Origin of the sequence: Paenibacillus sp. FSL K6-2393 (genome assembly GCF_038002545.1) — a bacterium.
Taxonomy (GTDB): domain Bacteria; phylum Bacillota; class Bacilli; order Paenibacillales; family Paenibacillaceae; genus Paenibacillus.
The window spans coordinates 4251940-4266332 of sequence record NZ_JBBOCU010000001.1 but is presented as its reverse complement, the minus strand read 5'-3'; the positions used below and the strand labels follow the sequence as shown (position 1 = coordinate 4266332).

Genomic DNA, 14393 nt, shown 5'->3' with positions numbered 1-14393 from the left:
TCAAATTGTCATTTGTGTAAAATAAGGAGTAATTCGGTATGAACACACAGAAGCGCAAGACTAACCGCTGGGTACGTTTAACACGTGCTATGAAGCTGAATTTTCTCAAATTGTTACGTGCTCCCGGAGGTGCCCATAAAGTATCTACCGGATTTGCTATAGGGTTCGGACTGGAACTGATCGTGATCTCGACCGCTTCCCTGATATATCTCGTATTTTATCCGATTGTGCGACTGTCTGGGGGTTCGGTGCCAGCAGCGATTGTTGGTAATGTGATCGGGAAACTTACGTTTTTACCTATTATTCTGATGCCACTCGCCAAACAAATTGGCTCATGGATATTGCCTGCTCACAGCATGGGACAGGGACTGGTACATGAGAGTGCATTCATGGAGCTGTTTCGCGGAAACTGGTCGGCCGTGAGTGAATTGTTGCTTGGTGGATTGGATATTCTGGCAGGCATGTCCGTATTTGGTGTCATTCTGGGTGTGATTTCGTACTTTGTCGTAAAATTCTTCTACGTCAGAGCGCTCAACCGGCGTTATGAACGCCGGCTGGAGAAACGCCGACAAGCGGATAGCGCTTCGGTATCACCTCCGGTATTAATCAGGAAGCCATCACAATCATAATGGGCAGCATCAACATGGATGCAGCTGTGGTCCACAGAATGCAGCGGGATACAAACTGCGGAGAAGCATTGAACTGTTCAGCCAAAATAACGGCGTTCACTGCGGTCGGCATCGATGCGAGGATCAGCAGCACACTGAACAACGTACCTTCGACCTGAAGCGCGGTCAGTATCAGCCAGGACAGGATCGGCGCAGCTGCGAGACGGACTACAAGCCCGGTCCAGAAAGCTCGGCGTACATTGGGCAGCCAAGGTGCCGTTGCACCTTTTGCTCTGAGCATCTGTGCTCCCAGAATGGCGAGAACGACAGGAGAGTAGCCCGCAGCCAGCATGGAAATCCCTCCATCCAGCGCTTCAGGCAGGCTCAGATTGGACGCACGCAGCGCAATGGCGATGCCAGCAGCATAGATGGATGGCATGCGGAAAACGGACAGAATCGCATCTTTCACCGTGAATTCGGATCGCGCGGCAAAAAAGATACCTACCGTATTAACAATGATCATCTGTCCAATGACGTAGACGGAAGCCTTGTCCAGTCCAAGCTGACCAAAGGCAAGCAGTACAAGCGGGAGCCCGTAATTCACGCAGTTCGTAAACGTGGAGACGAGGGTTAGGCCCGCTTTTTCGCTTGCACCCAGACGGAAAACCCGGCTTAACAGCTCGGCGAGTGCCCACAGAGCAATCAGATTAATAATAGAGAACCAGAACGTGCTGGTGACGTCCGTCCAGGTAATCTCTGCATGCAGCAATGTATTGAAGATGAGTGCAGGGCTCAAAATATAAAGGGAAAAGGTCGAGAGCGACCGGGTATCCCAATTTTTGAAGCGTTTTAACAGAATACCTCCAATCACGGGAAGTGATATCGGCAGGAACACATGGTATAAGGTGAGTAAAAATGAGTGAAGCAATGCAATTCAGTCCCTTCTGGATGAAAAACCTATCTTATCATAGCAGAAGATGCACCTCATATGAATGGATTTCAGTATGATCATGTGTAGTAATCGCCTTGCTTAACTAAGGATTTCCCTGATGTGCAGCGACAGCGGATTGCTATTTTGATATGGCAGATTTATTATAGAAGAGGTGCAACAAGATTACATACACATAGAGGAGGAAACTGTAATGAGTGAATCAAAACGCTTGCTCGTACTGGCCGGCTCTTACGCCGAAGCGGAAAATGAGGGCATTTATGCATATGAATTGAATGAGGATACAGGCAGCTTGTCCAAGCTTGACGGCATAGCGGGCGTGAAAAACCCAACGTTTGTCAACGTGGATGCTGAAGGAAACAAACTGTATGCGATTGGTGAAACAGCGTCAGCAGAAGGCAACAAAATGTCTGAAGCTGTAGCTCTGAGCATTGATCCTTCTACAGGAAAATTAACGTTGCTGAACCGGAATGACTCCATTTCAGCTCCACCATGTCATATCCAGCGTGATCCTTCCGGCAAATACTTGATTCTCTCCAGCTACCACGGTGGTCTGGTAGGTCTGCAAGCCTTGACGGATAACGGTGAAGTTGGAGCGCTTCTGGACGAGAAGAAACATGAAGGACAAGGTGCGCATCCTGAGCGTCAGGACAAGCCACATGTTCACTCCGCATTCTTCAGCCCGGATGGTAAATACATGATGGTACAGGATCTGGGCGCAGATAACATCGCGATCTATTCCATTGATGCAGACAAAAATGAACTTGTGCTGCACAGTGAAACCAAAACGCATCCGGGAGCTGGCCCACGTCACTTGGCGTTCCACCCGAATGGTCAATTCGCATATGTCATCAATGAAGTGGATTCTTCCATTACTTCGTTCAAATATGATGCAGCAGCGGGCACGTTGACTGAATTGTCTACGGTATCCACATTACCTGATGGATATGATGGCAAAGAGAATACAACAGCCGAAATCACAGTTTCCAATGATGGACGTTATGTATATGGTTCTAACCGTGGACATGACAGCATCGTTGTATTTGCAGTAGATGCAGACAAAGGTCACCTGACACTGGTTGAACATGTATCTGCGGAAGGTGAGCACCCGCGTCACTTTGCTCTGACACCTAACGGCAAATTGCTGATCGCAGCTAACCGCGATACAAACAACCTCGTGACATTCACGGTAGATCAGGAGAGCGGACGTCTGAAATACACAGGTCACAGCACAGGTGTATCCAAGCCGGTATGCGTGAAACCAGTATATCTGTAAAATGATAAATTTCTAAACCAGCCCTGGCTGGATTGAAAATGATAACGATAAAGACCCTGCCATGTGGCGGGGTCTTTTTATATTGAATATGTAATGGGATGATTAGGCTGCTGCTCTGCTGTAAGCGGGCGGATTGGAATAAAGGATTAATTCTATATTTGATTCACCTAACAACCAACAATTATCAATAGTATCGTCCAAGTAACTACCCCACTTCAAAGTGCGTACTTCCTGAATGGATAGTCAGGGTCTACAATGAGTGAGTAGCCAAAACAAACACTGCATGCATCTGAACAGACAAATTGGTGCAGGCTAAATATCTGATTATTATTTTTACAGGAACGAATCATACTTGAATAACAAAGGAGAAATAAATGATGAAATTGCAATTGGCACTTGACTTGGTAAACATCCCTGAAGGTATCGCACTGGTTAAAGAGGTTGAACAATATATTGATATCGTTGAGATTGGTACTCCAATCGTTATTAATGAAGGTTTGCACGCGGTAAAAGCGATGAAAGAAGCATTCCCTAATCTGCAAGTTCTTGCAGACCTTAAAATCATGGACGCTGGTGGTTATGAAATCATGAAAGCAGCTGAAGCTGGTGCGGATCTGATCACTGTGCTTGGGGCAACCAATGACAGTACGATCAAAGGTGCAGTAGCAGAAGCGAAGAAACAAAACAAACAAGTTCTTGTGGACATGATCAACGTGCCTAACCTTGAACAACGTGCTCGTGAGATTGATGCGCTTGGCGTAGATTACATCTGTGTACACACAGGTTATGACCTGCAAGCTGAAGGACAAAGCCCGTTCGAAGATCTGCAAACGATCAAAGCTGCTGTGAAAAATGCTAAAACTGCTGTTGCTGGTGGAATCAAGCTGGAAACATTGCCAGAAGTAATCAAAGCACAACCGGATCTGGTTATTGTAGGCGGCGGTATCACAGGACAAGCAGACAAAGCGGCAGTTGCAGCTGAAATGCAACGTCTTGTTAAACAAGGGTAAGCAGATGAGCAAAACACAGTACGCAGCTGACATCTTGAAGGAGCTGGAACGTACGCTAAGCCAGATCGATGATGCAGAGATGCAAGCGATGGCTGAACACATTCTGGCTGCGGAACAGATTTTTGTAGCAGGAGCAGGCCGGTCAGGACTTATGGGAAAGGCTTTTGCCATGAGACTGATGCAGATGGGGCTTCGTGTATATGTGGTGGGCGAGACCGTAACACCTGGGATCAGCTCGAAGGATTTCCTCTTGCTGTGCTCTGGCTCAGGAGAGACAGGCAGTCTGGTAGCCATGGCTCAAAAGGCTAGTCAAGCTGGTGCACCTGTAGGTCTCATTACGATTAAGCCAGAGTCCACGATTGGGAAATTGGCGACTACGGTAGTGCGTCTCCCGGCTTCAGCCAAAGAGGACACAGCAACTTCCGGAGCGGCAGTAACCATTCAGCCGATGGGCTCGTTGTTTGAACAAGGACTGTTAATCGGTATGGATGCTCTCATCCTTACGATGATGGAAATGAAGGGGATGACCGGAGCGGATATGTTTGGTCGCCACGCGAACCTGGAATAGTGAATAGATGAAAGACCGGAATCCTTTGATTATGAGGGTTCTGGTCTTTTCTGCGATATATAGTTATTCATCTGTATAGGTTTTATATGTGGTTTACAGTTAAACTTTGCATCCCGACCAGGCTGTAGTAGAATTAATAGATAGCTGTATCGAATGAATGTACTTATTACGTCATGCATGGAGCGGAAAGCTTACCTCGTGTGAAGTGTCCCCGTGATATGTGTAATATACGCAATATAAGATTGAAGATGAGGGGGCTCGGAGCCATGGCAGCCGAAGTCAAGGAACGGATTAATCTGAAAGAAATCAACTGTGAGAAGGAATTGACCCTTGCGGTGATCGGTGGCAAATGGAAACTGATTATTTTGTGGCATTTGGGTCTGGAAGGTACCAAACGTTTCAGTGAGCTGAAACGCCTAATCCCTCATATTACCCAGAAGATGCTGACCAACCAGCTTCGTGAGCTGGAGGAAGATAAGCTGATTGAGCGAAAGGTGTATGCAGAGGTACCTCCTCGGGTGGAGTATACGTTGACGGATCACGGTCAGAGCCTGATGCCTGTGCTGCACGCGATGTATAACTGGGGTAAAAATTACGGTGAAAATGTAATCTGGAAAGAAAGCTAAATAAGTTATATTCAGAATGACCGCTAGGTAAATGGATTCTTCCATAAACCAGCGGTTTTTTAGTTGCTTTTAAATTTTGGTCACATGAGCAAAAGTTTATGCGGAACGTAGAGGACAGAAATAGCTTGAAGAAGCGGAGCGTTCGCATTTATCACCGGACTTTCCCTTTGGAAAAGGGATCAAAAAAAATCTGGGGATAACGGCGATCAGAAGGCTATTCTGTCATTGGAGTGATACGGATAAACTAATTTGTCATCTGGACCATAGGTCTCATTTTAGGAGATGTCATGTATATATGAGCGGAATATGATACGATGAGAGATATTGGAAATGCAAGGAGGATGACATATACAGATGGAAAAAATACGTACACGTGCTGAGGTAAACCCAGAAACCACTTGGGATCTGAGAGACTTGTTTGTAAACGATGTAGAGTGGGAGCAGGAGCTTCGATCACTTCCTCAGGCTGCTGCCCAGATCGCAACGTTCAAAGGACGTCTTGGCGAAGGCGCTGAACAATTGCTGGCTTGTCTGGATGCTCGTGAAGCTTTGCAGGAGCGTATCGGCAAGACGGCTTCTTATGCCCGCTTGAAGCAGTCAGAGGACAGCACCAATCCGGTGAATATTGAGAATTCAGCTAAAGCAGGAGATATCCTATCAAATCTGTCGTCGTCCTTGTCTTTTGTCAATTCGGAGATCGTGGATCTGCCGGAGGGAACCATTGAACGTTACCTTGAAGAGCTTCCGGGATTGGAGACGTATGCGCGCAGTTTGGAGCGTTTGATTCGAGAAAAAGCACATCGGCTTACGCCAGAGACCGAGAAGGTACTCGCTTCACTTGGAGAGGTGCTGGATTCGCCATACCGTATCTATCTGCGCGGTAAACTGGCAGACATGACGTTTGACGATGCTCTTGATGGAGAGGACAATAATCGTCCACTGTCCTGGTCATTCTATGAAAATAATTATGAGATGTCATCTGATACCAAGCTGCGCCGTTCTGCTTATGCTGCATTCAGCTCGACATTAAATGATTACAAAAATACGTTCGCAGAAGGTTATGCAACTGAAGTGAAGAAACAGGTTGTTTTATCCAGGCTGCGTGGTTACGACGATGTTACAGATATGCTTCTCAGCCCACAGCAAGTGAGCAAAGAGATGTACAATAATATTCTGGATATTATCCAGCAGGAACTCGCACCTCATATGCGCAGACTGGCGGCTCTCAAGAAACGTGAGCTGGGTCTGGACAAGCTGATGTTCTGTGATCTGAAGGCCCCGCTTGATCCTGAATTTAGCCCTGCCATTACATATGACGAGGCGTGCACACTCATTCGAGAAGCACTTGATGTGCTTGGGCCGGAGTATGGCGAGATCGTAGAGCGCGCATTTCGTGATCGCTGGGTGGATTACGCAGATAATGCAGGCAAATCCACAGGGGCATTTTGCTCCTCTATATATGGTTCACACTCCTATATCTTAATTTCATGGGCAAACAATATGCGCGGAGCATTTACACTTGCCCATGAAGTGGGACATGCAGGCCACTTTATGCTTGCGGGACGTTACCAACGGCTCACGAATACAAGACCATCTCTTTATTTCATTGAGGCACCATCGACCATGAATGAAATGCTGCTGGCAGATCATCTATTGAAACGTTCCGATAATCCGAGAATGCGTCGCTGGGTCATTTTGCAACTGTTGAATACGTATTACCATAACTTCGTTACACATCTGCTGGAAGGTGAATTGCAGCGCAGGGTCTATGCACGCGCCACCAATGATGAGCCGATTACAGCGAAGACGTTAAGTCAGCTCAAAGGAGACATCCTTTCCGAATTCTGGGGACCTGATCTGGTTATTGATGAAGGGGCCAAACTCACATGGATGAGACAACCTCATTATTATATGGGACTATATCCATATACTTATGCGGCAGGTTTGACAGCTTCCACAGCGGCTGCACAGCAGATTCGGGAAGAAGGGCAGCCTGCGGTAGATCGCTGGCTCGATGCACTCAAAGCCGGTGGAAGTCTCACGCCGCAGGAGTTAATGAAGCTTGCGGGTGTGGATATGTCGGGACCTGAGCCGATTCGTTCTGCGGTTGCTTATGTCGGCAGTCTTGTCGACGAACTTGAACGTCTGTATTCCTGATCTGGTTCATATAGTATACGGACAAGGCAGAACGGGTTGTCTGCATGCACCGCCTTCCTTGCGTGGGGGCGGTGCATCTTATTTTGCGAGGGGAAGGAACGATGATGAATGGCGTTAACGAGCGTGTCCTCATTGGGCCGATTAAGCGTGGACGGCTTTGGTGTGTTTGACGACATGAATGGAGTACCGGGTTTTGAAGGCAATCAGGGTGGTTTCTTTTCGGGATTCAATGAGTTTGCTACAATGAGTGCATTTGCTTCGATTTTCATTGGCGGCATATTTCTCATCATTGCGGGAATTATTGTTTTTGTTATTATTTCAGGGGTACGCACGTGGTCATCGAATAACACAGCGGCCTTGTTAACCCTGCATTCAACGGTGGTGGCCAAACGAACCGAAGTCTCAGGTGGAGGCGGCGATAGCAGTGCGACTACCCGGTATTATGTTACATTTGAATTCGACAATGGGGAGCGCACTGAACTGATTGTTGGCGGAAACCATTATGGCATGATGGTGGAAAATGATCGAGGGATGCTGACGTATCAGGGGACACGATTCAAGCATTTTGAGAGAGATGTACAGCCCCAGTCGGGGGTAAGCAAAGGTCAATTTTATACGTAAAAAAAGAACTGCGGCTCCTCCCAGCTGGGAGAGAGTCGTTTTTGCTATGCCCAAAAGAAAGAAAAACCGAAGGGTATTCAAACGCTTACAATGGTGATATACTCGTAAAATAAAGTAAAACAGTATTAAACAAAAACAAACAAACAATAAATACAGAATAAAGTACAGGGTTACGGACGGACTGAATTCAAGAGATGCCGTTTGGAAAATAGGATGGGTTCGAAAGGTTGGTGAAGCGCGGTGAGTGTGCTGGCTTATGATTTGGGCGCTGGGAGCGGGAGAGCGTTACTGGGACATCTAAATGATCGTGGGATCGAAACAAGCGAAATTCATCGGTTCAAGAATGAACCGGTGAAGGTTGGCGAGCGGATGCACTGGGATATTCTGCGATTGCATCATGAATTGTTGCAAGGGCTTACACTTGTGAAACAGCAGGGAGAAAAGCCGGAGAGCCTGGGGATCGATTCCTGGGGCGTTGATTTTGGTTTGCTTGGCAGTAATGGTGAGTTGCTGGGTAACCCGTATCATTACCGTGATACACAGTTTAACGGCATGATGGATCAGGTACGCCAAGAGCTGAGCTCTCAGCGAATCTTCGAACGTACAGGGATTCAGTTTCTTAGCTTTAATACCTTGTATCAATTGGCAACGCTTCAACGCAGCCGTTCCCCGTTACTTCATGAAGCAGAGCGTTTTCTCATGATTCCGGATTTGCTACGTTATTTCCTGACAGGGGAAGCGGTGAATGAGTTCACCAATGCAACCACAACACAATTATACAATCCATCAGCGGGGCAGTGGGATAGTGAGTTGCTGGCGCATATTCGTATTTCGGAGAAACTGTTTGGTGAAGCCGTGCTGCCAGGTACCCGTGTTGGACAATTGCGAAGCAGTATCTGTAACGATCTGGGATTGTCCCCGATTCCCGTGATCGCTGTTGCGGAGCATGATACGGGTTCAGCCGTTGTGGCTGTTCCTGCAACGGAACGTTCTTTTGCTTATCTGAGCTGTGGAACCTGGTCCCTGATGGGTACGGAGATAGATCATCCTGCGATTAGTACCGAGAGTCTGGCCTTGAACTTCACGAATGAAGGCGGGGCGGGTGGAACTTCCCGTCTGCTGAAGAACATTATGGGCTTATGGATTTTGCAGGAAAGTATGCGGGAGTGGGACCGCCAAGGGCAGGGAATTAGCTATGATGCGTTATTAGCAAAGGCGGAACAGGCACCTCCATTTGCCAGTTTGTTTGATCCGGATGATGAACTGTTCATGCCAGCAGGAGATATGACGACGCGTATACGTCAGTATTGCCGTGTTACAGGGCAGGTAGTACCAGAGGATCAGGGGGCTATTGCCCGGGCAATTCTGGAGAGTCTGGCATTGAAGTATAGGAGAGTCCTGGAATGGACGGAACAATTATCGGCACAGACGTTCAACGGATTGCATATGGTCGGAGGAGGTATCCAGAACCGACTGTTATGTCAGTGGACTGCAAATTCCATTGGCAAGCCGGTATGGGCAGGTCCGGCAGAGGGAAGTGCCATCGGGAATATGGCTGTGCAATGGATGGCGAGCGGAGCTTTTAAAGATATCTGGGAGGCACGTAAGGCCATTCGTGATTCATTTTCGGTAACTGCATATGAGCCGCAGGACAGGTCAATCTGGGAAGATGCTTACGGCAGATTTCTGCGTGTGACGGCTTCATCTAATTCACAAGCGGGGAGTGAGGTGTAACATGCTGGCAGCCGAGCGGTATGACCGGATTGTGGAGATGGTGAATGAAAAGGGCAGTATGCGTGTATCCGAGCTTAGTGAGCGCTGCCGGGTGACAGAGGAAACCATCCGGCGGGACCTGGATCGGCTGGAACAGGCAGGACGACTGCGCCGATCTCACGGTGGTGCAGTGAGTGTGAAGGAAGATCAACCGGAGATCCCTTACCGGATCAGGGAGACAACCCATGCGGAAGAGAAAAAGCGGATTGCACAAGCGGCTCTGGCGATGATTAATCCGGGTGATCGTATTCTGTTGGATGCGAGCACAACGGCAGGTTATATGGCAGCGAATATGCCGGATTTCCCGCTGACGGTTTTAACCAACTCGATCCAAATCGCCACTGAACTCAGCAGCCGTGACAAGGTTGAAGTCATCTCAACAGGGGGCCAGCTGGCAGCTCGCTCGTTGTCTTTTGTTGGGCCGCTCGCAGAGCGTTCTCTGGAAACGTATCATGTGGATAAAATGTTCATGTCGTGCAAAGGTGTACATCTCGAAGGTGGAGGAATCAGTGAATCCAATGAACTCCAGGCAAGGCTGAAGCAGAAGATGGTTGGCATATCCGATCAAGTCATCTTACTTGCAGATGCCAGTAAATTTGGTGTCCGTGCTTTTGCCCGAGTATCCGGGTTAAATGCAGTCCATACGATCATTACCAATCAGCCATTGGAGGCTGAACAGACTGACCGTTTGAGCGGATACGATATTGGTATCATCACGGTTTAATCTTTCAGATTTAATCTATATAAATTGAACTAAACATTTACACGTAACGGAGTGTTTAGTGCAAATATTCTTAGTCAATTCATCTACTAATCAGTTAATAGGAGCGTGTAATTATGAAGGTCTCCTTATTCATTACCTGCCTCAGCGATGCCATCTATCCCCGAGTGGGGGAAGCCATGGTCAGATTGCTCGCCGCTCATGGCGTTCGGCTGGATTTTCCGCCGATTCAGACCTGCTGCGGTCAGCCTTCCTACAATAGCGGGTACTGGGATGAGACTCGGGTAGCGGCCAAGACGATTCTTGAAGCGTTTGACGACAGTGATTTTGTAGTCTGTCCATCCGGATCTTGTACGTATATGATTCATCATTATCCGGAACTGTTCGCGGATGAACCGGTGTGGCTGGAAAAGGCAAAACGATTGGAAGCCAAAGCCTATGAGTTTACTCAATTCCTTGTTCAGGTACTCGGGATAACCGATCTGGGCGCACATTTTCCGCACAAAGTAACCTATCATCCATCCTGCCACGGCAGCCGTCTGCTTGGTGTAAAGGATGAGCCGATGGCGCTGCTCTCTCAAGTAAAAGGTCTGGAATTGGTTCCACTTCCATTCGCTGAGGATTGTTGCGGGTTCGGGGGTACGTTTGCCATTAAAATGTCCGATATTTCGGGAGCGATGGTGACGGAGAAAGTCGATCATGTCAAAGAGACACAAGCTGAAGTGCTGGTTGGTCTGGACATGGCCTGTCTGATGAATATCGCAGGTAATCTGCGTTATCGGAATGAACCGGTGCGTGTGATGCATCTGGCGGAACTACTGTATGAGGGGGTGCGAACAGGATGAGCCAACCGGGAGTTATGGATACTACGGTCAAAGAACGTGCCGGACTGGCCTTGAATGATGATTTTCTGCGTAAAGCGGTCAAATTCACGACAGAACGATTGCGTAACGGGAAGAAATCTGCCTCAGAAGAACATGGAAACTGGGATGAATGGCGGGAGCGTGGCCGTCAGATTCGTCTGCATACGATTGCGTATCTGGATTATTATCTGAATGAATTTGTGAATAACGCCCGTGCGAACGGGGTTCATATTCATTTTGCAGATACATCGGTGGAAGCAGCGGCGATTGCGCTGGATATTGCGGCTCACAAGCAGGCTTCTACGGTGGTAAAGTCCAAATCGATGGTGTCGGAGGAAGTACATCTGAATCATGTGCTGGAGTCGGCGGGCATTGAAGCCATTGAGACTGACCTGGGTGAATATATTATTCAGTTGGCAGGCGAAGCCCCGTCTCATATTGTCATTCCAGCCATCCATAAGAACCGCTATCAGATTGCAGAGTTGTTATCGAAGGAAGCGGGTGAAATTCTGGAGCCGGACACAACGGTGCTCGCTGGATTTGTACGTAAAAAGTTACGCGAGAAATTCCTGGAAGCAGATATCGGCATGACCGGCTGCAATTTTGCGATTGCAGAGACAGGTTCCATGGTTTTGTTCGAAAATGAAGGCAATGCCCGTATGGTATCCACTGTTCCGAAAACGCAGATTACACTGATGGGCATGGAGCGGATCATCCCGTCGTGGACGGATCTGGAGGTCATGGCAACCTTGTTGCCACGCTCCGCAACAGGTCAGAAACTGACGATGTACATGTCAGGCATCACAGGTCCGCGTCGTACAGCGGATGGAGATGGACCCGATGAAATGCACATTATTATCGTGGATAACGGTCGATCTCTTCAGCTCGGTGATCCTGAATTCCAGGAGTTGCTGAATTGTATTCGCTGTGGTGCTTGTCTGAATGCTTGCCCGGTATATCGTCATATTGGAGGTCATGCCTACGGTGGGGCATACAGTGGTCCCATTGGCGCGGTACTGACACCTGCACTCAATGGCAACATTGATGAATGGAACGATATTGCGGGTGCTTCGAGTCTATGTGGAGCCTGTTATGAAGCATGTCCGGTCAAAATTCCATTGCATGATATGCTCGTTTATTTACGCAGGCGTAAAGTGGAAGACGGCCATGGTAACAAAATGGAAAGCATGGGCATGAAGGGATTTGCCGCTGTTGTATCCAATTCCAAACGTTTCAGTGCGGCCATACGCCTGGGACAGATCGGGCAGAAGGCAGTTGTACGCAACAACGGCATTTCTCTCAAGTTGGGTCCTCTCAAAGGTTGGAACAATTATCGGGTTGCCCCAAGTCTCGCCAAGAAATCCTTCCGGCAACAATGGAACAAGCTGGATCAGGAACTGAACCAGGAGCAACCCGCCATGGATTCTTCCGTTCGCAGCCGTATGGAGAAGATTATTCGTGAACGAGAAGAAGGGGAGGGTACTCAGCATGGTAACTGAACATCAGCAATGGCTCGCGCAATTGGAGAAGAAGTCCATGGAGAAACAGGAGCAGTTCATGAATGACATTGCTTCGAAATTGAGAAGACCAAGGCAACGACATGCGCCGACCCAACCCTTTCGGGGAGCACCCGACTTTTGGACTGGGCTGGAATGGGATGAAGAGAAGCGTATTCAAGCATTTACAGATAACTTTGTTAGTGTAGGCGCACACATTGCCCGGGTTCAAAACCTGGAAGAAGTGTCCCGATTTATTGCCACCAAATCTCATGAGCTGAGTGCCAAATATATCATTCGCCAGAATGAACAGGCGTTACAAGATCTCGGATTGGAAGAGCAGCTTCCGGATGTGCAGATCTCAGTGTGGAATAGTCAGGCGGATGAGAACTGGAAGGCTCGGGCAGCTGAGGCGGATATCGGTGTGGTCATGGCAGATTATGCGACAGCATACACAGGCTCGGTCACTGTACTTTCTTCACCGGAAAAAGGTCGTTCAGTGAGTCTGTTGCCTACGGTACTCATCATCATTATTCCAGTAGATCGACTGTACACCAGACTGGGTGAGACGCTGGATCGATTTGACGAAGCGGGAAGAGAAAACCTTCCAGCAGGCATCCACTTTATTTCAGGGCCAAGCCGATCTTCCGATATTGAAAATGATTTAACCATTGGGGTACACGGACCAGGCATTGTATATGGTTTAATTATGGGTTAACGGTGTGTTGAACGTGATGGCGCATCATGATTTTGATAACTGTCCTAGATGCAGAATTCGTCTGCTGAGGGCAGTTTTTTATTTGTCTACTATAGTCAGAAACTATTAAGATTATATTAATTATATATTTAACCTATTAAAAATAGAGGTGTATAATCCATCTCAAGATAGAATTCATATGAGATACAAAAGAGAAAGAGGAGGATGAATACAGATGAGTATATTTTCTTACCAAGTTCCGTTTATGGGTGGCCACGAAGGTGATTTTTCTGCTTTTAAAGGGAAAGTTCTGCTTATTGTGAATACAGCAAGTCGGTGTAGCTACTCCCGGCAATTCAGTGAACTTCAGCAGATGTATGAGAAATATGGTGAACAGGGGCTGGAGATTCTGGCGTTTCCATGCAACCAGTTTAACGAGAAAGAACCTGGCAGTAGCGCTGAGGTAGCCGAGTATTGCAGGAGTCAATTTCAGATATCTTTTCCGATATTGGAGAAGGTCGAGGTTGTTGGGCAATCGATGCATCCTTTGTTCCGTTATCTGATTGAAGAAGCGCCGTTTAAAGGTTATGATCTGGATACGCAAGAAGGACAGTGGATGGACACCTTTTTGAAGGAGAAGCATCCAGAATTGTATCAAGGAGACGGGATCAAATGGAATTTCACCAAATTCCTGATTGACCGCAATGGGAACGTCCATGGCCGTTATGAAACGACAGTTGCTCCATCAGAGATGGAGTCGGCTATTCAAATTCTGTTAAAGAAATTATAAGTATACCTTAATCCCTGTCCTGAGGTCCTATGACTTTGGGACTGTTGAAGATTAGAACTGGAAATGTTAGGGTAAAAGAAGATAACGAAGTCCTCCATTTTTTTTAATCAAAAATGACCAATATACCATTTCGGTCAGTTAGTTCTTTGATGGTTTTATCGTTATCTGGATGAAATATGAAAAACTGCAAAAAATAACTTGAATCTGTTGATCTGAAGAGTAAGTGTAATCGCGTCTG

14 protein-coding genes are annotated in these 14393 nt (G+C 47.5%); 13 read left to right on the top strand and 1 reads right to left on the bottom strand.

Annotated features, from left to right (window positions below; all coding sequences use genetic code 11):
• Positions 1-38: 38 nt before the first annotated feature.
• Positions 39-629 (top strand): DUF2062 domain-containing protein, encoded by a 591-nt coding sequence (locus MHI14_RS18575; protein WP_091031495.1) that lies wholly within the window; start codon positions 39-41, stop codon positions 627-629.
• Here the strand turns inward: MHI14_RS18575 and MHI14_RS18570 are convergent.
• Complete coding sequence (locus MHI14_RS18570) at positions 607-1536, bottom strand: AEC family transporter (RefSeq protein ID WP_341130990.1); 930 nt, start codon at positions 1534-1536, stop codon at positions 607-609. The genes MHI14_RS18575 and MHI14_RS18570 overlap by 23 nt on opposite strands.
• Before the next feature lie 214 nt (positions 1537-1750).
• Here MHI14_RS18570 and MHI14_RS18565 point away from each other — a divergent pair, with 214 nt between their 5' ends.
• The 12 genes from MHI14_RS18565 to MHI14_RS18510 all read left to right on the top strand — a co-directional run bounded on the left by MHI14_RS18565 (position 1751) and on the right by MHI14_RS18510 (position 14155).
• On the top strand, positions 1751-2833 hold the full coding sequence (locus tag MHI14_RS18565; RefSeq protein WP_036670568.1) for a lactonase family protein: 1083 nt from the start codon (positions 1751-1753) through the stop codon (positions 2831-2833).
• Between the two features lie 377 nt (positions 2834-3210).
• The gene (hxlA, locus tag MHI14_RS18560; protein WP_036670570.1) at positions 3211-3843 is read left to right on the top strand and encodes a 3-hexulose-6-phosphate synthase; all 633 of its coding nucleotides are present in this window, start codon (positions 3211-3213) and stop codon (positions 3841-3843) included.
• A gap of 4 nt (positions 3844-3847) precedes the next feature.
• Complete coding sequence (hxlB, locus tag MHI14_RS18555; RefSeq protein WP_047842632.1) at positions 3848-4411, top strand: 6-phospho-3-hexuloisomerase; 564 nt, start codon at positions 3848-3850, stop codon at positions 4409-4411.
• A 266-nt stretch (positions 4412-4677) separates the two neighbouring features.
• On the top strand, positions 4678-5037 hold the full coding sequence (locus MHI14_RS18550; protein ID WP_062833989.1) for a winged helix-turn-helix transcriptional regulator: 360 nt from the start codon (positions 4678-4680) through the stop codon (positions 5035-5037).
• Positions 5038-5391: 354 nt separating this feature from the next.
• Positions 5392-7194: an oligoendopeptidase F gene (gene pepF / locus MHI14_RS18545; protein ID WP_341130989.1), complete on the top strand. Its 1803-nt coding sequence runs from the start codon at positions 5392-5394 to the stop codon at positions 7192-7194.
• A 108-nt stretch (positions 7195-7302) separates the two neighbouring features.
• Positions 7303-7815: a DUF2500 domain-containing protein gene (locus MHI14_RS18540; RefSeq protein WP_341130988.1), complete on the top strand. Its 513-nt coding sequence runs from the start codon at positions 7303-7305 to the stop codon at positions 7813-7815.
• A gap of 240 nt (positions 7816-8055) precedes the next feature.
• Positions 8056-9549 (top strand): rhamnulokinase, encoded by a 1494-nt coding sequence (locus MHI14_RS18535; RefSeq protein ID WP_341130987.1) that lies wholly within the window; start codon positions 8056-8058, stop codon positions 9547-9549.
• A gap of 1 nt (position 9550) precedes the next feature.
• Positions 9551-10312 carry a DeoR/GlpR family DNA-binding transcription regulator gene (locus MHI14_RS18530; RefSeq protein WP_341130986.1) on the top strand — a complete coding sequence of 254 codons (762 nt, stop codon included), beginning with the start codon at positions 9551-9553 and terminating at the stop codon, positions 10310-10312.
• Positions 10313-10425: 113 nt separating this feature from the next.
• Positions 10426-11154 (top strand): (Fe-S)-binding protein, encoded by a 729-nt coding sequence (locus MHI14_RS18525; protein ID WP_091031478.1) that lies wholly within the window; start codon positions 10426-10428, stop codon positions 11152-11154.
• Entirely contained in the window at positions 11151-12671 is a 1521-nt protein-coding gene (locus tag MHI14_RS18520) for a LutB/LldF family L-lactate oxidation iron-sulfur protein (protein WP_341130985.1), read from the top strand. The genes MHI14_RS18525 and MHI14_RS18520 overlap by 4 nt, the downstream gene beginning before the upstream one ends.
• A complete protein-coding gene (locus MHI14_RS18515; protein WP_091031473.1) occupies positions 12661-13386 on the top strand; it encodes a LutC/YkgG family protein in 726 nt (241 codons plus the stop codon). Before MHI14_RS18520 ends, MHI14_RS18515 begins: the two co-directional genes overlap by 11 nt.
• A gap of 214 nt (positions 13387-13600) precedes the next feature.
• Positions 13601-14155: a glutathione peroxidase gene (locus tag MHI14_RS18510; RefSeq protein WP_289392174.1), complete on the top strand. Its 555-nt coding sequence runs from the start codon at positions 13601-13603 to the stop codon at positions 14153-14155.
• Positions 14156-14393 lie beyond the last annotated feature (238 nt).

Bases quoted from the DNA above. Each gene is read 5' to 3' on its own strand.
- MHI14_RS18550 (WP_062833989.1), top strand. From the start codon at position 4,678: ATGGCAGCCGAAGTCAAGGAACGGATTAATCTGAAAGAAATCAACTGT.
- MHI14_RS18515 (WP_091031473.1), top strand. From the start codon at position 12,661: ATGGTAACTGAACATCAGCAATGGCTCGCGCAATTGGAGAAGAAGTCC.
- hxlA (WP_036670570.1), top strand. From the start codon at position 3,211: ATGAAATTGCAATTGGCACTTGACTTGGTAAACATCCCTGAAGGTATC.
- MHI14_RS18520 (WP_341130985.1), top strand. From the start codon at position 11,151: ATGAGCCAACCGGGAGTTATGGATACTACGGTCAAAGAACGTGCCGGA.
- MHI14_RS18525 (WP_091031478.1), top strand. From the start codon at position 10,426: ATGAAGGTCTCCTTATTCATTACCTGCCTCAGCGATGCCATCTATCCC.
- pepF (WP_341130989.1), top strand. From the start codon at position 5,392: ATGGAAAAAATACGTACACGTGCTGAGGTAAACCCAGAAACCACTTGG.
- hxlB (WP_047842632.1), top strand. From the start codon at position 3,848: ATGAGCAAAACACAGTACGCAGCTGACATCTTGAAGGAGCTGGAACGT.
- MHI14_RS18540 (WP_341130988.1), top strand. From the start codon at position 7,303: ATGGCGTTAACGAGCGTGTCCTCATTGGGCCGATTAAGCGTGGACGGC.
- MHI14_RS18565 (WP_036670568.1), top strand. From the start codon at position 1,751: ATGAGTGAATCAAAACGCTTGCTCGTACTGGCCGGCTCTTACGCCGAA.
- MHI14_RS18530 (WP_341130986.1), top strand. From the start codon at position 9,551: ATGCTGGCAGCCGAGCGGTATGACCGGATTGTGGAGATGGTGAATGAA.
- MHI14_RS18510 (WP_289392174.1), top strand. From the start codon at position 13,601: ATGAGTATATTTTCTTACCAAGTTCCGTTTATGGGTGGCCACGAAGGT.
- MHI14_RS18575 (WP_091031495.1), top strand. From the start codon at position 39: ATGAACACACAGAAGCGCAAGACTAACCGCTGGGTACGTTTAACACGT.